The organism is Aquirufa echingensis, from assembly GCF_042714525.1.
Taxonomy (GTDB): Bacteria; Bacteroidota; Bacteroidia; order Cytophagales; family Spirosomataceae; genus Aquirufa; species Aquirufa echingensis.
Map to the genome: position 1 here is coordinate 123,886 of NZ_JBBKYA010000001.1, position 21,123 is coordinate 145,008.

General features: G+C 44.9%; 24 protein-coding genes. 8 read left to right on the forward strand and 16 right to left on the reverse strand.

The features are described from left to right. Complete coding sequence (locus SKC38_RS00545) at window positions 1–1,107, forward strand: ABC transporter permease (RefSeq protein ID WP_377974175.1); 1,107 nt, start codon at window positions 1–3, stop codon at window positions 1,105–1,107. Between the two features lie 3 nt (window positions 1,108–1,110). Here SKC38_RS00545 and SKC38_RS00550 read toward each other — a convergent pair whose 3' ends face one another. After that, entirely contained in the window at window positions 1,111–1,602 is a 492-nt protein-coding gene (locus SKC38_RS00550; protein WP_377974177.1) for a 2TM domain-containing protein, read from the reverse strand. A gap of 59 nt (window positions 1,603–1,661) precedes the next feature. Then, entirely contained in the window at window positions 1,662–2,309 is a 648-nt protein-coding gene (locus tag SKC38_RS00555) for a DUF1801 domain-containing protein (protein WP_377974178.1), read from the reverse strand. Window positions 2,310–2,363: 54 nt separating this feature from the next. Here SKC38_RS00555 and SKC38_RS00560 point away from each other — a divergent pair, with 54 nt between their 5' ends. Further along, window positions 2,364–4,367 (forward strand): glycoside hydrolase family 3 protein, encoded by a 2,004-nt coding sequence (locus SKC38_RS00560; RefSeq protein ID WP_377974180.1) that lies wholly within the window; start codon window positions 2,364–2,366, stop codon window positions 4,365–4,367. Window positions 4,368–4,391: 24 nt separating this feature from the next. Here SKC38_RS00560 and SKC38_RS00565 read toward each other — a convergent pair whose 3' ends face one another. Further along, a complete protein-coding gene (locus tag SKC38_RS00565; RefSeq protein WP_377974182.1) occupies window positions 4,392–4,751 on the reverse strand; it encodes a Dabb family protein in 360 nt (119 codons plus the stop codon). Between the two features lie 18 nt (window positions 4,752–4,769). Continuing rightward, entirely contained in the window at window positions 4,770–5,399 is a 630-nt protein-coding gene (locus SKC38_RS00570) for a hypothetical protein (protein ID WP_377974183.1), read from the reverse strand. A gap of 84 nt (window positions 5,400–5,483) precedes the next feature. Here SKC38_RS00570 and SKC38_RS00575 point away from each other — a divergent pair, with 84 nt between their 5' ends. Then, complete coding sequence (locus tag SKC38_RS00575; RefSeq protein ID WP_377974185.1) at window positions 5,484–6,947, forward strand: cryptochrome/deoxyribodipyrimidine photo-lyase family protein; 1,464 nt, start codon at window positions 5,484–5,486, stop codon at window positions 6,945–6,947. After that, the gene (locus SKC38_RS00580; RefSeq protein WP_377974187.1) at window positions 6,944–8,383 is read left to right on the forward strand and encodes a cryptochrome/photolyase family protein; all 1,440 of its coding nucleotides are present in this window, start codon (window positions 6,944–6,946) and stop codon (window positions 8,381–8,383) included. Before SKC38_RS00575 ends, SKC38_RS00580 begins: the two co-directional genes overlap by 4 nt. On the opposite strand, the gene SKC38_RS00585 is transcribed toward SKC38_RS00580, so the two are convergent. From SKC38_RS00585 to SKC38_RS00625, 9 genes are all read right to left on the reverse strand, one after another. Beyond that, window positions 8,363–9,439, reverse strand: coding sequence for an FAD-binding domain-containing protein (locus SKC38_RS00585; protein WP_377974189.1), 1,077 nt, complete (start codon window positions 9,437–9,439; stop codon window positions 8,363–8,365). The two genes, SKC38_RS00580 and SKC38_RS00585, sit on opposite strands and share 21 nt — an antisense overlap. After that, window positions 9,439–9,732 carry a TIGR03643 family protein gene (locus SKC38_RS00590; protein ID WP_377974190.1) on the reverse strand — a complete coding sequence of 98 codons (294 nt, stop codon included), beginning with the start codon at window positions 9,730–9,732 and terminating at the stop codon, window positions 9,439–9,441. The genes SKC38_RS00585 and SKC38_RS00590 overlap by 1 nt, the downstream gene beginning before the upstream one ends. Beyond that, window positions 9,707–9,844 (reverse strand): DUF2256 domain-containing protein, encoded by a 138-nt coding sequence (locus SKC38_RS00595; protein ID WP_377974192.1) that lies wholly within the window; start codon window positions 9,842–9,844, stop codon window positions 9,707–9,709. Before SKC38_RS00595 ends, SKC38_RS00590 begins: the two co-directional genes overlap by 26 nt. Before the next feature lie 54 nt (window positions 9,845–9,898). Further along, window positions 9,899–10,414 (reverse strand): DinB family protein, encoded by a 516-nt coding sequence (locus tag SKC38_RS00600; RefSeq protein ID WP_377974193.1) that lies wholly within the window; start codon window positions 10,412–10,414, stop codon window positions 9,899–9,901. Between the two features lie 212 nt (window positions 10,415–10,626). Beyond that, window positions 10,627–11,229 (reverse strand): zeta toxin family protein, encoded by a 603-nt coding sequence (locus SKC38_RS00605; protein ID WP_377974195.1) that lies wholly within the window; start codon window positions 11,227–11,229, stop codon window positions 10,627–10,629. Further along, on the reverse strand, window positions 11,222–11,386 hold the full coding sequence (locus tag SKC38_RS00610) for a hypothetical protein (protein WP_377974196.1): 165 nt from the start codon (window positions 11,384–11,386) through the stop codon (window positions 11,222–11,224). Before SKC38_RS00610 ends, SKC38_RS00605 begins: the two co-directional genes overlap by 8 nt. A 75-nt stretch (window positions 11,387–11,461) precedes the next feature. Then, entirely contained in the window at window positions 11,462–12,247 is a 786-nt protein-coding gene (locus SKC38_RS00615) for a PhzF family phenazine biosynthesis protein (protein WP_377974198.1), read from the reverse strand. Window positions 12,248–12,251: 4 nt separating this feature from the next. Continuing rightward, window positions 12,252–13,154, reverse strand: a complete 903-nt coding sequence (locus tag SKC38_RS00620) for a CorA family divalent cation transporter (RefSeq protein ID WP_377974200.1) — start codon at window positions 13,152–13,154, stop codon at window positions 12,252–12,254. A 61-nt stretch (window positions 13,155–13,215) separates the two neighbouring features. Continuing rightward, entirely contained in the window at window positions 13,216–13,866 is a 651-nt protein-coding gene (locus tag SKC38_RS00625; protein ID WP_377974201.1) for a DUF4386 domain-containing protein, read from the reverse strand. Between the two features lie 76 nt (window positions 13,867–13,942). Between SKC38_RS00625 and SKC38_RS00630 the strand changes: the two genes are divergently transcribed. From SKC38_RS00630 to SKC38_RS00645, 4 genes are all read left to right on the forward strand, one after another. Next, window positions 13,943–14,470, forward strand: a complete 528-nt coding sequence (locus SKC38_RS00630; RefSeq protein WP_377974203.1) for a GNAT family N-acetyltransferase — start codon at window positions 13,943–13,945, stop codon at window positions 14,468–14,470. A 73-nt stretch (window positions 14,471–14,543) separates the two neighbouring features. After that, on the forward strand, window positions 14,544–15,095 hold the full coding sequence (locus tag SKC38_RS00635) for a zeta toxin family protein (protein WP_377974205.1): 552 nt from the start codon (window positions 14,544–14,546) through the stop codon (window positions 15,093–15,095). A gap of 29 nt (window positions 15,096–15,124) precedes the next feature. Then, window positions 15,125–15,247, forward strand: coding sequence for a hypothetical protein (locus SKC38_RS00640; protein ID WP_377974207.1), 123 nt, complete (start codon window positions 15,125–15,127; stop codon window positions 15,245–15,247). A gap of 114 nt (window positions 15,248–15,361) precedes the next feature. Next, complete coding sequence (locus SKC38_RS00645) at window positions 15,362–17,587, forward strand: molybdopterin cofactor-binding domain-containing protein (RefSeq protein WP_377974208.1); 2,226 nt, start codon at window positions 15,362–15,364, stop codon at window positions 17,585–17,587. On the opposite strand, the gene SKC38_RS00650 is transcribed toward SKC38_RS00645, so the two are convergent. From SKC38_RS00650 to SKC38_RS00660, 3 genes are read right to left on the reverse strand one after another with little or no spacing between them, the layout of a single operon-like run. Next, on the reverse strand, window positions 17,582–18,427 hold the full coding sequence (locus SKC38_RS00650; RefSeq protein WP_377974210.1) for an aldo/keto reductase: 846 nt from the start codon (window positions 18,425–18,427) through the stop codon (window positions 17,582–17,584). The genes SKC38_RS00645 and SKC38_RS00650 overlap by 6 nt on opposite strands. Next, window positions 18,428–20,668 carry a xanthine dehydrogenase family protein molybdopterin-binding subunit gene (locus SKC38_RS00655; RefSeq protein ID WP_377974212.1) on the reverse strand — a complete coding sequence of 747 codons (2,241 nt, stop codon included), beginning with the start codon at window positions 20,666–20,668 and terminating at the stop codon, window positions 18,428–18,430. After that, window positions 20,665–21,123 (reverse strand): (2Fe-2S)-binding protein, encoded by a 459-nt coding sequence (locus SKC38_RS00660; protein ID WP_377974858.1) that lies wholly within the window; start codon window positions 21,121–21,123, stop codon window positions 20,665–20,667. Before SKC38_RS00660 ends, SKC38_RS00655 begins: the two co-directional genes overlap by 4 nt.

Sequence of the window (21,123 nt, forward strand, 5' to 3'; positions counted from 1 at the left end):
ATGCGCAATATCTTCATTTTAGTCAGAAAGGAATTTTTACAAATCTTTAGGAATCGGCAACTATTGCCCTTCATGACTGTATTGCCTGTAATCCAAGTCATTTTGCTCACCTTTGCTGCGAACTATGAAATTAAAAATTTGCGACTTGGTATTTGGGATTTAGACCAAAGCACAAGTGCCCAACAGTTAATTCATAAATTTACAGGAGCAAAATTCTTCCAAGAAAAAGCATTGATTTCGAATCAAAAAAAAGCGGATGAATTATTGATGAAGGATGAGGTAGATCTTGTACTTGTCATCCCGAAAGACTTTGAAAAAGCGATTCATTCCTCCAATAATCCGGCTATTCAATTTCAAATAAATGCCTTAAATAATGCCAAAGCTGGTATCGTTCAAAATTACGCAAGCGCAATAACGCAGGACTTTTTGAATGAAAAGAGGGGTAACTCAACTTTACTGGCAAGCCCCAAAATTATCCCTATCACTAATTACTGGTATAACCCTACGTTGAACTATAAAACGATCATGCTTCCAGGCATCGTCGCAGAAGTAATGACCTTAATTATCATTCTCATCTGTGCACTAAATGTTGTCCGGGAAAGAGAGATTGGCACAATAGAACAACTTAACGTAACACCTTTAAAGAAACATGAATTTATTCTTGGGAAGTTAATCCCATTTTGGGTCATTGGTCATTTTATCTTCTGGGCCGGCATAGCTTTGGGAAAAATCTTCTTTAACATTCCCATGGTAGGAAGCTTAGGATTACTCGAGTTATTCTTAGCTATATTCCTTTTTGTCCCTTTAGGAATTGGCTTGTTTATCTCAACGGCAGTTGAAACTCAGCAACAGGCCTTATTTACCTCTTTCTTTTTTATCATACTCTTTATCCTCATGTGTGGATTATTTACACCCGTAGAAACCATGCCGGATTGGGCTCAATATATCAATCAACTAAATCCATTAAAGTATTTCGTAGAGGTAAATCGCCTGATTTTGCTCAAGGGGAGTGGTCTAAAAGAAATTTATCCCTTTATCGCAAAAATGATAATTTATGGAATAGGAATAAATCTATTGGCGATTTGGCGATTTAAAAAAACGAACTAAGTTTTATTGCTTCGCCTTCAACTTATCATATTCCCGCTGCTCCAGCGACCCCACTTCGATCACATAGGCATTTACATACTGTATGCCTAATCCCAGGCCCCAGCCTAACATCGGCCAAATAGGCCATGGAATGTGATCAAAACGGATATCTTCCGGCATTGTCAAATACCATACCATCCACAAAAATGGGATGACAAGAGAATATGCGCCGAGGCTTCGTTGGAATTTGGCGCGTTTTTTAGCAATCGCCCACAATTGTTGGTCTGTACTTTCCATGATATTTCGTTTTTCAGTTTCATCATCCGGAGCATACAACAAAGTCAAATTTACCCCCAGTACTTCCCCGATCGCATTCATCGAATACAAGCTGGGCTTCCCTTCATTGCGTTCCATGCGTTGCACGGTTCGCAGGGCAATCCCGCTTTTTTCAGATAGCTCGTTTTGCGTTAAGCCCTTCGAGGTACGAATTTCCTTTAATTGTTCTCCAAAATTCATGGGCCAAAATTGGGGTTTAAAATGATCGAATCAAACGCCTTTTCTATGACTTCTTTGCGTCATCGCTTGAAATTTTCAATGGCACGATGCGAACCATCGCAGCCCGGTTTTTTCTTCGTCAAACCGCAAACACAATCTGTCAAGCCCTTTCCTCTGAGGATGTATTTCTCGTTTTTCTCGATGCGCGCGATGCGGGTCGCCGACTGCTTTCCATCGGAAAAGTGCATGACATAGGCACGCTGGCGGCCAGGGCTAAGTTTTTCAAAAGCTGATTTAAGTGCCGGTTTTTCAGCGAAGATTGCTATTAATTCTTCTGGTAGCGGTAGCTCTTCCGCCTTCTCTACTTTTAATCCCAATTTCTCCACTTCGATTGCCTCCAACACATAGGCACGGATGCTGGCTTCTTTAGCCTGAATTTCTTCCACCGAACTGAACTTCATCCAGCGGCCGGATTGCGTGTTTTCACCCGGTTTAATGAGTAAGCCCTCGGCGTCTTGCAAGAGCCCGCCTTTGAAAAAATTCAAGGCACAATGATCCTTGAGCGAGGCGATGCCGATGATGTTTTTGGAACCCCACATATAGACAGGAGTGGCCCATTTATAGGTTTCGATTAGCAAACAGTCCAATAAAATGCGCCGCAAATAAGCCATTTCTTGTGGCCATTTTTTCGTTTGCAAAATAAGTTCGTCTACCTGTGGATCTTTCATATTCATTAGAAATAGCAAGAAATTTGCTTTAGTCTACAAAGAAAGAAAAAAGCCATGAAATCTCGTATCCTTTTTACCGCGCTTCTCATTTCGGGAAGTATGTATGCGCAAAACCAACCGATCGTAAAATCACAGAGTGCCGCTTTGTTGAAAGTGGGAAAGTTAACATTCAAGGATTTGAATAAAAACCAAAAACTAGACAAATACGAAGATTGGCGATTGCCGGTTGCGGAGCGTGTCAAAGATTTGGTTTCCCAAATGACCCTCGAGGAAAAATTGGGATTCATGTTAATCAGCACGACACGGATGGGCGGAGATCAAGTATTCTCAAACGGTGTGCAAGGCGGTGGTCCGCGAACAACAATTACCGAAGGATTTAATGAAGAAGATCTAGTCCAAAATACGAATATGTTTACCCGCAAACCATTAGGAGCACCTAATATGTCGGCAGCGGGAACTACCAAAGGCGTTACCCAATTCCACCTACGTCACTTCATTTTACGTGCGAGTGCCTCACCCGAAATTATGGCGAAATGGTCGAACAACTTGCAGGCTTTATGTGAGTCGACACGCTTGGGTATTCCAGCCATCGTCGCATCCAATCCGCGTAACCACGTAACGACGGATGCATCCGTAGGTTTGAGTGTGGGACTTACCGCATTTTCAAAATGGCCCGGCGAATTGGGATTAGCGGCTATGCGTGATTTTCCATTAACGCGAAAATTTGCGGAAACCGCTGCTGCCGAATGGCGCGCAGTAGGTTTGCGCAAAGGCTATATGTACATGGCGGATTTGGCAACCGAACCTCGTTGGGGTCGTGTAGAAGGAACCTTCGGAGAAGATGCGGATTTGACCTCGAACATGATTACCCAAATTGTATTAGGTTTTCAAGGCAATAAATTGTCGAACTCGTCGGTGGCGATGACCACCAAACATTTCCCGGGAGGTGGTCCTCAATTAGATGGACAAGACTCACACTTTGATTGGGGAAAATTTGCGCACTATCCGGGTGGGATGTTTGACTACCATGTAAAACCATTCAAGGCTGCCATCGCGGCGGGGACTTCGGCAATCATGCCTTATTATTCTGCGCCTAAAGGCAAGGAATTTGAAGAGGTCGGATTCTCCTTCAACAAGGCGATGATTGGCGATTTATTGCAAGACAAATTAGGCTTCCACGGAATCATCAATTCCGATACGGGCCCGATAGAGATGATGCCTTGGGGCGTGGAAAACTTGAGTATTCCTGAGCGCTACCAAAAGGCATTGAATGCAGGCGTGGATATTTTCTCGGGTTCGGCGGATCCAACAACCTTAATTGACGTAGTCAAAAAAGGTCTGGTTAAAGAGGAGCGCATCAACCAATCTGTAGCGAAATTATTGACCGAAAAATTCGAATTAGGGCTATTTGAAAACCCCTATGTAGATGTGGAAGCGGCGACGAAAATCGTAGGGAATAAAGAGGCAGTGGCCGCAGCGGAATTAGCTTTGCGGAAATCGATCGTGCTATTGCGCAACGATGACAAACGATTGCCATTGGCGAAAAAAACCAAGGTGTATTTCGAGACCTATTTCCAGCAGGGACGCAATGCGGGAGAAGCGATTAAAGTTTCCAAACCTTCCTATCCCGGCTTAGAGTTCGTTTCTACCAAAGAAGAAGCTGATGTGGTATTGTTATGGTTGGTTCCTACAGCGGGAGGATTATTCAGCTCTCAAGGCGCTAAAATCGATTTGAATTTGTCGGCCAATCGCATTGATGTGAATCACGTGAATGAGATTTTAAACGCCAAACCGACGATCGTAGCGATCAATTATACCAACCCGTGGGTGATCGAAGAAATCGATAAAGGAGCAGCGAAATCGATTATCGCAACCTTTGGTACGACACAAGATGCCTTGTTGGATATTGTGACGGGGGCCTATAAACCGACGGGCAAAATGCCGTTTACGACGCCAGTGAGTCAAGCAGCTGTGGAAGCGAACAAATCCGATGTGCCAGGGTATATGGAGGGGCCGAATTATGGGTTATTTGCCTTTGGGCATGGATTGACGTATTAATGAAAAGGGGCTTAGGCCCCTTTTTTATTGGACAAAATAATCGATCGCGCTGACGCCTATGGTGATGTCGGCGCCAACTTTGATATGCGCCAAATGTTCTTTCGATTGGCCATAAATGGGCAAGTCGGATTCACGATCAAATGTAAAAATGTACACGTGTTGTTTCTTCGAGGGATCTTTCGGGTCGATCACTTTTCCCCATTCGTAACCTTTCACAACAGCCAATTTTGTCAAAGACTGAAATGAATTATCTACTTCTTGGATTTGGGCATCCGTGGCATGGGACGCGAATGTAATGGTAACAGCGTGTTTAAAAGGTTTCGCTGTTTGGCCATAAGAGGTAAGGCTCAATAAAATCAGGCTCGCAAATAAAATGGCTTTCATAATAAAGATAAGATTTAATTATAAGTTATACTTCAAACCCACCGTTGCAATCACTTGCCCATCTGTGAGCGTATAATTGCCAAAGGCTTTGGCCTGAAAATGTTTATTGATATCATACGAAATTGTCTCGGCAACACCTGTCAAATCTCCCACAGTCAAGTAGTATCCTTGCGTGAGCAAGTTCCATTTCTTGTAATGGTAATTGGTATTTCCTGACACAAGCGTCACTTTAAAATCCGTATTACGTGCATTCCCGTTCAAAATAAAAGAGCCTACATTCCATTTCTCACTAAGCGGATAGGACAAGGTTAATTCCCGCCCAAAAAAGCTCGTCACTTTGTAATCTTCCGTCATTTGGAAAGCAGGAATGTGAATGCCTGCTGTAGCTTTAAACTTTTTATCAATAAAACGGTAACGCGTAAACAAAGCCACCGTCGTAGGGGTCATACTTTTCATACGCATCATGTACATCAAAGCACCCGTCAATCTTTTCTTCGGATTCGTGCTTGCATTGATGATCATATTCGGTTCTTTCGAAGTAAATGCAGGGATAAAAGAGAATCCTCCGGTACTCATTTCAATACTACCCGTTTGGGCATTGAGCGAAAAAGCGGCGAGGATAAGGCAGATTGCCAACAATTGTTTCATTTTGATACATTAGGGGATTTGAAGGTGCAAAAATAGGTATTTCCCTTTCCGAAAACAACCAAGGGCTTTTTCAGTTACTTATACATGTCCAAATCTCCCATCCATATCGTCTGGTTTAAACGTGATCTCCGCTTTACGGATCATGAACCTTTGTACCGGGCATTGGAGTCGGAGATTCCTGTTTTACTGGTCTATTTTTTTGAACCTTCGATGCTGGCATTCCCCGACAGCGATCTACGTCACTGGCGATTTGTGCATGAATCTTTGATGGAAATGCAAGGGCGTTTGGAAGATCGGAACGGGATCCTGCATATTTTCCACAACGAAGTGCTGCCTGTGTTTCAGGCTTTGGCGGAACAATTTGATATACGCCAAATTTCCTCTCATGAAGAAATTGGGAATGATTTGAGTTTTCAACGGGACAAGTCAGTGGCGGCATTTTGTAAGCAGGCCAACATAACCTGGAAAGAAACGCCAACGGGCGGGGTCATTCGCCGACTGAAATCCCGCAAAACTTGGCAAGAGCGCTGGGAAAAAACGATGCAACAAGATCCCTTTTTAGTAAGAGAGGACAATTGGAATTTAGCACGTTTAGACTCGGCTTTTTATGAGACCTTAAAAGGTCCCGAACTTCCCATATCTTTTAAAACGCGCAATCCCATTTTCCAAGAAGGTGGAGAATACTGGGGTTGGAAATACATGAAAAGTTTCATCGAAACAAGGCATAAAGATTATAGCTTTTCCATCAGCAAACCGGAAGCCAGTCGGCGAGGATGCAGCCGCATCTCCCCCTATTTAGCCTACGGAAATATCAGTATGCGAATGGCCTATACCTACACGATGCAGCAGTACAAAACCGCTGCGAATAAACGCGCGCTGCAAAATTTCATTTCCCGCTTGCACTGGCAGGGGCATTTCATGCAGAAGTTTGAGGATGAATCGCGAATGGAATTTGAACCGGTCAACAAGGCTTATCAAGCACTGGAAAAAGACCGCGATGAGCGTTTAATTCAGGCTTGGCAGGAAGGCCAAACGGGCGTTCCACTGATCGATGCTTGCATGCGCTGCGTGGTCGCAACGGGTTATTTGAATTTTCGGATGCGAGCGATGGTTGTATCCTTTTTCGTCTTTAATCTCTGGCAGGATTGGCGGGATTTGGCACATTTTTTGGCACGCCAATTTCTCGACTACGAACCCGGGATTCACTACCCACAAATCCAAATGCAAGCCGGCGTCACCGGCATCAATACGATCCGCATTTACAACCCAATAAAGAATTCCTACGCGCATGATCCCGATGGCGTTTTCATCAAAAAATGGGTGCCGGAATTAGCTGCGGTTCCTGCAACGCTGATTCATGAACCCTGGAAATTAAGCGACATGGAGCAGACTTTGTATGGGGTGAAAATCGGGGTAGATTATCCCGCTCCCGTCGTGGATTTAAGTGCGACGAGAAAGACGGCATCGGATCAAGTTTGGGCGATGCGGAAAACGAAAAAGGCCCGACAAGAGGGGGCGCGAATCCTCGAAAAACACGTGAACAAATGAGCGCATTCCTGATTTTTCCGCACCAATTATTTGAAGAAACACTCGCTCAAGAAGCGGCTGTTTTCTATGTCGTGGAATCGGATTTATTCTTCAAACAATACGCCTTCCACAAGCAAAAACTAATCTTCCATCGGGCCAGCATGCGGGCCTTTGCAGATCGCCTCCGCGCTGCGGGGAAAACGGTGGAATATATTGATGCGCAGGATTCTCGTTCTGCGGAAGTAGCACTAGCCGCGTCGATAACAGGCCCCATTACGCTTTTCGATCCCAATGATTATCTGCTCGAACGCCGACTGTGTCGCGCCGGAGACATTCACTTGTTGGCGAGTCCGAATTTCCTAAATACGGACATTTCACTGCTCGGCACACGCAAGCCTTATTTCCAAACAGCCTTCTATACACAGCAGCGCAAAGATCGCCGGATTCTGCTCGAGGCCGACGGAAAACCGATGGGCGGTCAATGGACTTTCGATGCAGATAACCGGAAGAAAATTCCGAAGAATACGTTCATTCCATCGCCATTTCCGGAGGCTGTTCCGAATGATTATATCCTTGAGGCCATCGACTATGTCGCTGCCCTCTTCCCAAACAATCCCGGTTCTTCAGAACGCCCCTTTTCAGGTGCTTATTATCCCGTGACACATGTAGAAGCGCAGGCTGCTTTGGACCAATTCATCAAGGAACGCATGCCACTTTTCGGTGATTACGAGGATGCCATCAAGGCGAATGAAAAGACCTTGTTTCACAGCATTTTGAGCCCGCTGATTAATGTGGGTTTATTAAATCCAGCGCAAGTCGTCGAACGTGTCGCTGCCTCCGCCGCTCCCCTGAATAGTGTGGAGGGATTCATTCGACAGGTAGTTGGTTGGCGTGAATTTGTCCAATTATTGTATCGGAAAATCGGGGTCCAACAGCGTACCACAAATTATTGGGGATTTACGAATGAGATGCCCGCGGCATTTTACACCGGGACCACAGATGTGGAACCCATCGACCAAACGATTCGCAAGCTCTTAAAAACGGGCTATAACCACCACATTGAGCGCCTCATGGTGCTGGGTAATTTTATGTTATTGTGCGAAATTAAACCAGATGCGGTCTATCGATGGTTCATGGAAATGTACATCGATGCGTACGATTGGGTGATGGTGCCCAACATCTACGGCATGTCGCAATTCAGCGATGGCGGATTAATGACCACCAAACCCTACATCTGCGGTTCGAATTACATCCTGAAAATGAGTGATTATCCCAAGGGCGAATGGCAAGAAATTTGGGATGGATTGTTTTGGCGATTCTTGGATAAACAACGCGAAACCTTCCGCAAAAATCCTCGTTGGGCCATGCTCATCAGCACCTGGGACAAAATGCCTGTGGAAAAAAGAGACGCCCACCTCAAGCGAGCGGAAACCTTTTTAGCGCAATTGTTTGCTTAGTTTATTCCAAAACGAAAAGAAGCTATTGAACTCCCCTTGTAGGCCAGGAGCTAAATTCGGATGCACCTCACGGATACCTTGAAAATGGGCATTGATCGGGTGATCTCGGAAAATGCCTTTCAAATTAAGGTCTGCATATTCTCCATAAAAGACTTGAATTCCTGCTATGTTCTCAGCCAATGATAGGATGAAATCGATCGTCTTGGGAGACATCGGATATTTCGCAAAATGACTCGGTTCTAAGACCAAAATCCGGTTTCCTGCTTCCCCCTCATGGAAAGTCGGATCTAAGGTATAATGGGTATAAATGAAGCTGGGAATTCCATCGATTAATTCCAGTGGCTTCGTCGTAGGCGGAGTAAATGGAAGCGCCGCTTCAACTGAGCTCCGTAAATGTTCGGGAGGAGATTGCAAAGGCAATTCCTCGTATTCGAAATCCAGAAATGTTCCTTGCTGCTTGCTACCCGTATAGCGATTGATATTTTCCTGATTCGCGTAATACAGTTTATTGCTGAAGGTACCGGCGCACCATTGCCAACTCAGCGCATTACTCGCCAAATCACCGTCCAATAAATGGTAATACATCCACTGGGCAGGTTCTAGCCAATGGTATTTGGCCACATTGCAAATCGTGGCTGCCAAATACATGCGGAGATGATTGTGTAGGTAGCCTGTTTCCGGAAATGTGGCTAGCTGTGTATCTAAGGCCTGGATTCCCGTCTCAGATGCTAAAACCGCTCGAGGTATTCCAAATCTTTCAATGCCCTCCTGCGGATGGCGGATATCTTCAAAAATTGTATCGCCTTTTTGGAACCAAGTCCGTGTATAAAACTCCCGCCACGCTAATTCTTGAATGAATTTTTCCGATTGTTCCAAACCGATTCCACGATCTTTCAGTCGCTTGACAACTTGTGGAACGGTGATAAATCCACGGGATAAATAAGGAGATAAATAAGACACGCCACCCGTGATAAAATTACGCGAACGAGCATAATACTCGGGGTCGATTTGGTCGATGCGCTGATATACCTCGGCAAGTTTCGTTGGGAATTCCACTAGCGTTTGCTGATTTTATTCATGCTAATGCTGCGTTGCAGTGTGCATTTGAAACGTGGATCTACGGCTACGCGTTTTTGCAGATGTTTTGTGCCGCGGCCAGTCATTCGCTTGCGCCACATGCGAAAACTGGAATCTTTGCTATTCAGGCGCATGAATTCGATGACCTCTTTTTCCTTCAGGCCAAACTGAAATTCGATCGCCTCAAAAGGTGTGCGATCTTCCCAGGCCATTTGGATGATGCGGTCAATGTCCTCGTTGGTAAATTTATTTGCTACGTCTGCACTTTTCACCACAGTAGATGATTTGATCCCAATTCTTTTCCCACTTCTTGCGCCAGGCGAAAGGGCGGTTACAAACGGGGCAGATTTTGGAGGGTAAATGTTGTTTTTTAACGCCTTGCATAAAAAAAGGGCTTGCCTATAAAAGACAAACCCTTTTCTATGGAAAATGTTTAGACTAGAACAATTTCTCTTGTGGTGGCGTAGCGCCAGCCAAACGGATATACACCGTTGCTTGTCCGCGGTGGTGTGTTTGGTGTTCAAAAGCTTTGTCAATTGCTTGGCCTATTGTCATGTCGAAACGACCAAACAATTTTACCGACTCCGCTAATTTCGCATCCGGCACATTTTTGATCGCGTTGATCGCAAAATCATAGGCTGCTAACACTTTCTCGGTTACACTTGCTTTCGCCACATCATTCGATTTTTCTAAATCCTTTGCTGTAGGAGCTACATCCGTTGCCGTTCCCACAAACATGTAAATCGCATCTGAAAGGTGAAGCATTTGGCCAGCAAAAGAACGCATTTCTTTCGTTGGCTTTAAGGCATAACCCGTTTCCGGCATTGCGTCTAAGTATTCTTTCGTATAAGCACGTGCACGCTCCCAGTCTTTCAATAGGTTAGCTTTCGGAGTTTGAGCAGTCAGGTTGCTGGCCATGGCAAGGATTGCCAAAAAGGTGAATAGTTTTTTCATGGTTATAATTTATAAGGGTTGTTAATTCGTTTATTTGCTGTTTTTGCCAAATTACTTTTAAAGGGACTTTTGGGGATTATATTCGCCTTGTTGGACAAATCTGACACACGTTTTGTTTTTGTTCCCAGCATTCCGCCCGACTTAGCTTGTTTACTATTTTTCATCTTTACGTGTTATTTCCTCCTAGCAAAAAAGCCAATTAAATGAGCTACTTAGCGGGAGATTAACTCAGGAATTAGGTTTTTTAGATATAGATAACGATCCAAAGTAGAAAAGACCACTTTGCCATTTTCAACTGTTGCCATGTGCTCAGGGATTCTTGCATGAGCAGAACCTTCAAATATATCGATAAAATCAAACTGAGCATAATACTTATTCAAGTTTTCAAATCCTGCATAATATCTCCGCTCAACTTCATGAGTAGACACAAAATGTCCTCCATTTTCCACCCTGATTAAAACACGTTTATTCGCCAACTCAATCGAATCCAAGCAAAGAAATATCAAAAAAAGGTCATATCCTTTAGCTTTAAATTGATTAGGCCAATACATGGGTTCGGTATCAAAATTCGTTTCAAAAGCGAAATCTTTCCTGCTTTTCCACGCTTCTTCAATCTCATCGTTTAAATCCGTTGACGCCAAATTATGTGCCATTTGTTCCTTAATATCAATATCTATTAAGGCCCTATAATGGCTTAAGAAGTGGGAATCATAATCGAAGGGGATTGTATTTGAAGATGGTACTAAGAACTTTGAAAACGAAGATTTACCAGAGCCATTACATCCCGCAATTACCAGCAAACGTGGATTATGCATTATTGAATTGAGGTGCTACTTTAGGGGATTTATTTGTACTACCCGATTTAACATGTGACTCGTAGACCTTAATTTGTTGTCTAACCGCAGGCATGGCTTTCTCCAATTGCTTTTGAAAAAAAACAACTCGTTTTCCAGTATTTGAAAAGTTTTCCATAATTGAAGAATTATTGAAAGACAAAATTACAATTTAATTTCTGTATTAAAATCCAATATGCTTATAATTAACATATTACACTTCAATCTCCCCTCGCAAATACAACACAGCCTCCCCCGCAATCTCCACACGATCTCCTATTAGTTTACAAGTTAAATCTCCCGTTCTTTGAGAGAGTTGTCGGGCCGTTAATTCATTCTTCCCCAGGACAGAAGCCCAATAAGGTGTCAAGCTCGTATGCGCGGAACCTGTCACGGGATCTTCATTTACGCCACAAGCGGGGCCAAAAAAGCGAGACACAAAATCCGTTGTTTCGCCGGGTGCCGTCACAATGATGCCGCGAACGGGATGGTTTTTCAAGGCTTCGAAATCGGGCTGCAAAGCTAGAATTTCCGCTTCCGAATCGTAGACAAAAAGATAGTCCGTTTTGCCTTTGAATACCTGGCGAGGCCCACGGGATAATCCGATGCCATGCACAGCTTGAACAGGCAATTCTGTTAAGGAGTCTACGGGAAAATTCAAGGCTAAAACAGAACCGTTTTTCGATACGGTTAAGGGGCCACTACGCGGAGAATGGAAATTGATTTGGTCCCCCGCAAATCCCAATTCATGAAACAATACATAGGCGCTTGCTAAGGTTGCGTGTCCACACAAATCCACTTCGACCGTGGGGGTGAACCAACGAATTTCATAGCGATCACCCGCAGGGACAATAAAAGCCGTTTCAGCTAAATTATTCTCCGCGGCAATGTTTTGCATCACGGCATCAGAAAGCCAAATATCTAAAGGACAAACCGCAGCGGGATTGCCTTTGAAACGTTCGTTCGTGAAGGCGTCAACTTGGAATATGGGAATTTTCATATCATTAAAGCCATTTTTTGCGTCTAAACCAGGAATAAATCAAGACACTGATCAGTAACATTGAGGCGAGTACCCCTGGATAGCCCCACGAAGATTTTAACTCAGGCATGTGTTCAAAGTTCATGCCATAAATGCCCACGACAAAAGTAAGCGGCATAAAAAACACAGAAAAAATGGTCAATACCTTGATGACATCGTTGGTTTTCTGTGCGGAAATGGACAAATAAAAATTCACTAAGTTGGAAACGTCCTCATGAATTTGATCATAGATGTTTAACAATTTGATATGAAGATCGCGCGCATCTTGTAAAACGGCGCCATCTTGCTCATGTAATTTAATCGAACTAACCGCCTCTTGACTGAACAATAATAATTTCTTGCTGATCAACGACATGCGCTTGATTTGATACAATTCAGACAACATTTCGGGGGTTAAATTTTGGGAGAATACTTTACTCTCAAATTCATCCAACTCATTCGATAAATGTACCGCAGGAGACTCATAAGAATGCAAAATATGCCAAAGCATTTTAGCTACCAGCGACTCAACCAAGGTAAAAACGCCCGTATCAAAAAACTTGGTTTTCACTTCTTCAATAAAGTGATGTGGCAAACGATGTACCGTTATCAGCAAGCCCGGTCGGTAAAAAAAGGCAACCTTCGTCGAAATAGATTGAATCGAAATGGCTTGCTTTTGCGGACGAGGAATCAACAAACGGGTAATGATAAAATGCGTTCCCTCTGAATCCTCATGCTTAGGCAAATGGTCTGCCTGCAAACAAGCCGTAATAGCCGAACGCTTCAAGGCGTACGTTTCGCTTATTTCATCCAATTCTTCCTGGCTGGGCGCTGTCAAGTCAACCCATTCTAGGCGGTGATTAGGACATTTTGATTTAATGATGGCCATGTGAATTCATATAAACTCAAAAATAGAAATTTAAGTCCCGCATTCGACATAAAAACCAATATTATTCGTTTTCGCGTGGCAGAAAGCCTTTCCCAACCAAATACAGCCCAAGAGAAAACTCCCAAAGTGCAATAGGTAAAACGGTTAATGCGATTTCTGGCGCGCGCTGATCGAACACACCATATAAAACAGCTACATCGCCAGCTGCCAACGTAAAGGCCCCGATAATTCCGATGATGGGTAAAATTCGTGGAACAAGACGTGTTTGATAAAGCAGGGTTCCCAAAAGCAAGGCATTGACGGCGGGAATGAAACTTTGGCTAATTAAAAACAAGCGGTCGTAGAGCATCACGAGTCCACGAGCCAACACCTGCGACTCGCTGCCTAAACTACGAAGACTTAACACCGTTAGTAAACTCGCAACACCTGCAAAGATCAATGTTGCTTCCAAAATTCGAGCGGCTACAAAACCCAAAGCCAAGCTTTCATTTTGCTTCTTCAAAACGGGATAAAAAGCGAGTGCCGTCCCGATGCAGGCCAGTGCCATCAACAATTCCAAAATTCCCCCGAGCACCACATCGCTCGACGGCGCCGAGCTAGTGATAAAATTCGGCTGGTGAATTTCATGGTAAAGCGATAAGGTCGGTATCGAAATGAAGGTCAATAGGTAGAGGATACCTGCGGTCAAAGATGTTTTGCGTGTTGCTGTCATGTATGCAATTTGGAAAATTATTTGAAATCAAAAACGGATTATTATTTAAACGGCAAGCTCGCTATATTTGAAATCAATGAATGTAATAATCCGACAAGCCTCCCCATTCGACCTCGTTGCCTTACAAGCCATCGGCCAAAAAACCTTTGCGGAAACTTTTGCCGCTAACAATTCAGAGGAAAATTTAGCGTCGTATCTGGAAGAGGGGTTTTCTGAGGATAAACTCGGGGAAGAACTGCGAAACGAAAATTCCCAGTTTTACTTTGCCCTTCAAAAAGAGGAAGTGATAGGCTATTTAAAAGTGAATTGGGCCGATGCACAAAGTGAAAATCAGGACCCCAATGCCCTGGAAATCGAACGCATTTATGTACTTCAGCAATACCACGGAACGCAAGTAGGCGCGCTTCTTTATGAACAAGCGTTAGCCATCGCACAAGCACGCAAGGCACCGTATATCTGGCTAGGTGTTTGGGAAGAAAATCCGCGGGCGATTCGATTTTATCAAAAGCAGGGATTTGTGGAATTTGGGGAACATATCTTTCAATTGGGTGATGATGCGCAGCGGGATGTGTTGATGAAATTCGATATTTTATCAACTTCCTGATAATCTACAAAATCGAATAACAACGAAGCTCATTCAGGCGTAGATTTATGCCATGAGCTAGCGATTGTATATTTTGGCGGGGTGTAATGGTGCTGGAAAGTCTACAGCATCTGTAACAGTGCTACCCGAATTAATTACATGCAAAGAATTCGTCAATGCAGATGATATCGCTAAACTAATCTCCCCTTTCAATCCTGATTCTGTAGCTATTTTAGCTGGAAGAATAATGCTTTCTGAAATTCAGAACTTAATTGATGCTGGTAAAACCTTCTGCTTCGAAACCACACTTGCTGCAAAGTCCTACCAACACATCATAAAACAAGCTCAAAAAAAGCATTACGAGGTGACTTTGTTATACTTTTGGCTGAATTCCATTGAATTAGCTCAAGAACGTGTAATATATCGTGTAAAAAGTGGCGGACACCATATCACTGCTGATATTATTGAAAGACGATATTCTGCTGGAATTAAGAATTTATTCCAAATCTACTTGCCCATCGTAGACAATTTCATGATATTTGATTCGTCAAATGCCGTACTTAGTCTTATTGCCAGTAAACGATTGAATCATCCAATCAACATAAACGACAACTCAACATGGCTGCTCCTAAAAAGAAACTTGTAAGCTCATCAAATGATGATTTTGACCGTATCATGAAAGGAATATCTAAAATTCCCGCCTATTTAGTTGCTTTGAAAAAGAAAACAGGCACCCCACTCGTCGTTTTCCGTGACGGCAAAATCCAACACATCAAGCCGGAAGATATACAGATTTAATAATTAGCAAGATTGCCCGGCTAACATCAGTAATTTTGGTAGAAATACCCGTAAAATATATTTCTTTTTCTCGCTTAGGTTCCTTTACTTTATCCTCTTGATAAACCTCTTGCCATGAAAAAGCCATCGAACCTAAACCGGAGAGACTTCCTCAAAGCTTCAGCCCTCAGTGGCGGAGGATTTTTACTTAGCTTCTCCTTTTTATCGCAAGCCCGTGCGCAATCGACTCCGGGTACTCAGCCCATCGAGCTCAATGGTTTTGTCAAGATTTTAGTCGATAATCGCATCCAAATCATGTCCCCTAACCCCGAAAGTGGACAAGGCGTGAAGACCTCCATGCCCATGATCGTGGCGGAGGAATTGGATGTAGATTGGAAACAAGTAGAGGTTATTCAGGCCGATTTAGATACCAAACATTTTACCCGCCAGTTCATCGGCGGAAGTCAAGCGATTCATCAAGGTTGGAAACCCTTACGGATGGCGGGGGCTACGGCCCGACAAATGCTCAAGGAGGCTGCGGCCCAACAATGGCAAGTTCCCGTGGCAGAAATTAGCACGAAAGCCGGTGTATTAAATCATACCGCTTCAGGAAAAACCGCTACTTATGGGCAAATGGCTGCTTTTGCTGCGACGATTCCCGTACCTACAAATATTGCATTGAAGTCGGTGAAGGACTTCCAGATCATCGGCCATTCCAAACAACAAGTCGATATACGAAAGATTGTGACGGGCCAACCGCTTTACGGCATCGATACTCGCGTGCCTGGCATGCTGTTCGCGATGGTGGCGCATCCACCCGCTTTTGGGATGAAATTAGCCTCTTTTGATGCGTCAAAAGCCTTAAAAATGCCTGGCATCAAAGCGGTTTTCCCGATCAAACTATACAACGAAGGCTACGAAAAAACTTTCTTCGATACGACTACTTTCCCGGAAGTAGTCGCAATTGTAGGACGCAGCACTTGGGAAGTCATGCAAGCCAAAAAAGTCTTAAAAGTTGAATGGATACCTTTTGCGTCTTATACCCAGAAACGCGACATGCTCGGTCGGAAAATCACCGAAAATGTTCCCGCAGGCCTCGAAAGCACCTCCGTACATGAGGCGCAAATGGCGGCGAAAAAAGACGTTCCAGGTACGGTTAGACGCAAGGATGGTGACATCGAAACGGCTTTTAAAAATGCAGCGAAGGTCATAGAAAAAACCTATTATGGCCCTTATTTGGCACATAATTGCATGGAGCCGATGAACTTTTTCGCCCATGTGACGAAGGATAAAGCAAGTTTAGCTGGGCCACTTCAAAAACCAGAATTCAGCGAACAAACGCTCTCGGCGCGTATCGGAATTCCACTCGAAAATATCGACATTAAAATGACGCGTTTAGGCGGCGGATTCGGTCGGCGATCGTATTCCCACTGGTTGGTCGAGGCAGCCTTGATTTCCCAACAAGTTCAAGCGCCCATCAAACTTATCTACTCCCGCGAGGACGACATGACCGCGGGCATTTACCGCTCTACCTATACGGCAACCTACCGCGCGGCGTTGGATGCCAATAATCAAGTGATTGGTTTTCACGTCAAAGCGGGAGGAATCCCTGAATCGCCTTTATATCCCAACCGCTTCCCAGCAGGGGCGGTCGACAATTATTTGGCCGAAGACTGGACGATTGACAGCAACATTACCGTAGGCTCATTCCGCGCACCACGTTCCAATTTCATGGCTGCGGCAGAACAATCCTTTATGGATGAATTAGCTGAATTTGCGGGCAAAGATCCCATTGCTTTCCGCTTGGAATTATTGCAGCGAGCAAAGGATAAACCCGTGGGCAAAAACAATGAATACGAACCGGAACGCTATGCGGAAGTATTGCGATTAGTGCGTGATAAATCCGGCTGGGGCAAACCCGAAAACGCAGGCAAAAAACGTGGGGTTTCGGCCTATTTCTGCCACGATTCCTATGCGGCCCACGTGCTCGATTTGGAGATGAAAGAGGGTGCGCCCGTCGTTCAAAATGTGGTTTGTGCGGTCGATTGTGGCATTGTCATCAACCCCGATGGGGCTAAAAACCTATCGGAAGGAGGCATTGTGGATGGAATCGGAGCTGCGATGTTTGGCAAAATGACGATTGAGAAAGGGGTGCCACAGAGCTCCAACTTTGACACGTATCGGATGATTCGTCATCATGAGGCTCCCAAGAAAATTGAGGTACATTTTGTGAAGAACGAAATCGACCCCACAGGTATGGGCGAACCTGCCTATCCACCGGTATTTGGCGCATTAGCGAATGCCCTGTATCAGGCCACCGGCAAAAGACATTACCGGCAGCCCTTTTCAGATAATTTATAATTTACGCTCCCCTAGCCATTTCACCATCACCGGATCTCGGTGATCGAAAAAGCTAGATGTCTGCGTATCGAGGGTTTGGATTTGCGTCATTTCGGCCTCGCTTAATTGAAAGTCGAAGATGTTAAAATTCTCCACCATTCGTTCCCGACTCACCGTTTTAGGTATCGTCACGACGTCCCGTTGAACCAACCAACGCAAGATGACTTGTGCAATGGATTTGTTATGTTTTGCCGCGATGGTCCCTAGTAGTTCATTGGTAAACATCCCATTCTTCCCTTCCGCAAAAGGTGCCCAACATTCGATCTGAATGTTGTTCTCTTGCATAAAGGCTTGATTCGCGATTTGCTGTTGGAAAGGATGTGTCTCCACCTGATTCACCGCCGGCACAATCTCCGTATGAATCATCAAATCCACGACGCGATCCGCTTGGAAATTGCTAATCCCGATTGCCCTAATGCGACCTTCCTTGTACAATTTTTCCATCGCGCGCCACTCCCCAAACACATCGCCATAGGGCTGATGAATCAAATAAAGGTCCAAGTAATCAAGTCCTAATTTCTGCATCGATTGCTCAAATGCCTGCAAAGTTCCCTCATAGCCTTGGCTCTGAATCCACAATTTGGTGGTGATAAACAGCTCCTTGCGATCCACGCCCGATGCTGCAATCGCCCGACCCACCGACTCCTCATTTCCATAAGAAGCAGCAGTATCTATGGACCGATATCCCACCGAAATCGCATCTAAAACCGCCTGCTCACAAGCGGCAGCATCCGGAATTTGAAACACCCCAAAGCCCAAAATGGGCATCTTCACTCCATTGTTTAACGTAACAAATTCCATTTATGCTTTTAACTGGGGTTGAAAGGGTTGTTGGTAAAAACGTTTTCCCGTCGCCTTGTATAACGCATTCGCCACCGCAGCAAAAACCGGTGGGAATGGTGGCTCGCCAAGACCCGTTGGATCAATCTCATTCTTCACAAAATGCACATCGATTTTCTTCGGTGCCTCATTGTGGCGAATCATGCGGTAGGTATCAAAATTCTTTTGGTCCGTTTTACCATCCGTTAATGTCAACTGACCAAACAAGGCATTGCCAATTCCGTCGATCGCTGCACCTTCGGCCATGTTTTTCGCTCCCTCAGGGTTCACGACCACGCCGCAATCCAAAGCTGTGGTTACTTGGTCGACCGTCACTTGATCGCCTTTCACCTGCAAATCAATAACCTGTGCCGCATAGGAATTGTGGCAGAAATACGCCGAAACGCCGCGCTTTTTACCCGCATTTTCCGGTTTGCCCCAGCCCGATTTATCGCGAACTAATTCCAATACGCCCATGTAACGGCTCGCATCGTAATCGTTGGTTTTTCCAACCGGATTATCTTTCGCGCGCTGCAATAATTCCAAACGAAATGCGATCGGATCTTTGCCCATGTATTCCGAAATCTCATCTAAAAAGGACTGCTCTGCCGCCGCATTAAAGTTGGAGCGCGGTGCACGGAACGCACCAATCGTAATGTTCGATGGAATTGCCCAACTCTCAGCCAGGTAATTATCCAACGCTCCTGCAGGGAAACGGTTTGCGTGCAAAGGAGATTCTGGAACGCCTCCGCCTTTGATGTGCATCGCCGTTAACCGCTTGTTTTCGTCGAAGGCAGCACGGTAGGTCAACTGATAGGATGGTCGGTAAATACCCCCACTTACATCATCTTCGCGTGTGTAAATTAATTTAACAGGCGCGTTTGCTTGCTTTGAAATCAGGGCTGCTTCGATCATGTAGTGACCGTAAGCGCGCCGACCGAAACCGCCACCCATTCGTGCTAATTCAATCGATATATTTTCTCTCGGAATCCCTAAGCGTGCCACGATGGATGGAACCATCATGTCGGGAATCTGAATCGGTGCCACGAAACGGACTTTGTCGCCAACAAAATGCGCAAAGGTATTCGTAGGCTCCATGATATTATGCGCTAAAAACGGCGCTGTAAAAGTCCGTTCGATCACGTGTTTCGCCTCCGCAAAAGCCTTTTCAGGATCCCCATCTTTCCGCTCGATGCGGCCGGGTTTTTTATCCATTTCCAGCATTTGCGCATAGTGCTTTTTGGTGCTTTCTAATCCTGATGGAATCAAGGTTTCGCGGTTATTTTGGCCCGCCTCTTTTCGCTCAGGACCTACTTCCCAAACCGCCTTGATTTTCTTGCGCGCATTCATGACGTCCCAGGTGGATTTACCCACGACGGCAATGACTTCATTGAAGGAACGCGTATCAAAACCCGCAAATTTATGGTCGTCATTGTAGACTTTGATTGGGAAAATATCTACGATGCCCGGCATCTTTTTCGCCGCGGTCGCATCGAAGGATTTCAATTGCATCCCGAAAGCCGGTGGACGTTCCGTCATGGCATATAACATGCTAGCCTCGCGGTAATCCAAACCAAACAAAGGTTTTCCTTGCACGATTTTAGGTCCTACCACGTTCTTTTGTGGTGTACCCAACAAGCGGAAAGACTGATTGCCTTTTAATACAATATCCTTAGGAACCGGTAATTTCGAAGCTGCCGCCGCAAAGGTTCCGTAGCTTTCTGATTTACCACTGAACGCATGCGTCACTAGTCCATTTGAAGTCGTTAATTCCGACACGGGTAAGTTCCAAGCCTGGCTTGCTGCCGTCAAAATCATTTGTCGGGCCGCAGCACCCACCGTCCGCAATTGCTTCCAAGCCATGCGAACGCCTTGGCTACCGCCGGTAAATTGGCGTGGAAACGCTTTATTATCATAATTGCCTTGCTCTACCTCGACCTGCTTCCAATCCACATCCAATTCCTCGGCGATCAACATCGGTAAAGAAGTCATCACGTTTTGGCCAAATTCAGGATTAGGAGAAAATATTTTAATCGAATTATCCGACGCAATTTTGATGAAACTGGTCACCTCTTGCCATACGGGTTCGATGTTCAATTCGCCTAAGGATTCCACGGGTTTTGCACTCGCGAACCAAGAAATACCGAGCATCATGCCTCCGCCGGAGAGCGATGATACTTTTAAGAACGAACGTCTGCTGTAATTAGTTTCTGTCTTTTTCATGATTTCGCTGCGGCTTGTTGGATAGCTTTTTTGATACGGGTATAGGTTCCGCACCGACAAATATTACCGGTCATGAAGTTCTCGATATCTTCTTCCGTAGGGTTGGGAGTGCTTTTCAATAGTGCCGCGGCGCTCATGATTTGGCCTGATTGACAATAGCCACATTGAGCGACGTCAACGTCCAACCACGCTTTTTGAACAGGGTGATCTCCCTTTAAAGATAAACCTTCGATAGTGGTGATTTCCATCCCCGCCAAAGCTGAAATCGGCAGTTGGCAAGAGCGAACCGCATCACCATTTAAATGCACCGTGCAAGCCCCGCAGGAGCCCACGCCACAACCGTATTTAGTACCTTCCATACCGAGAATATCTCGGAGAACCCACAAAAGGGGCATGTTTTCGTCCGCCTCTACCTGGTGGACTTTCTTGTTAATGCGAACGGAATATTTCTTGAT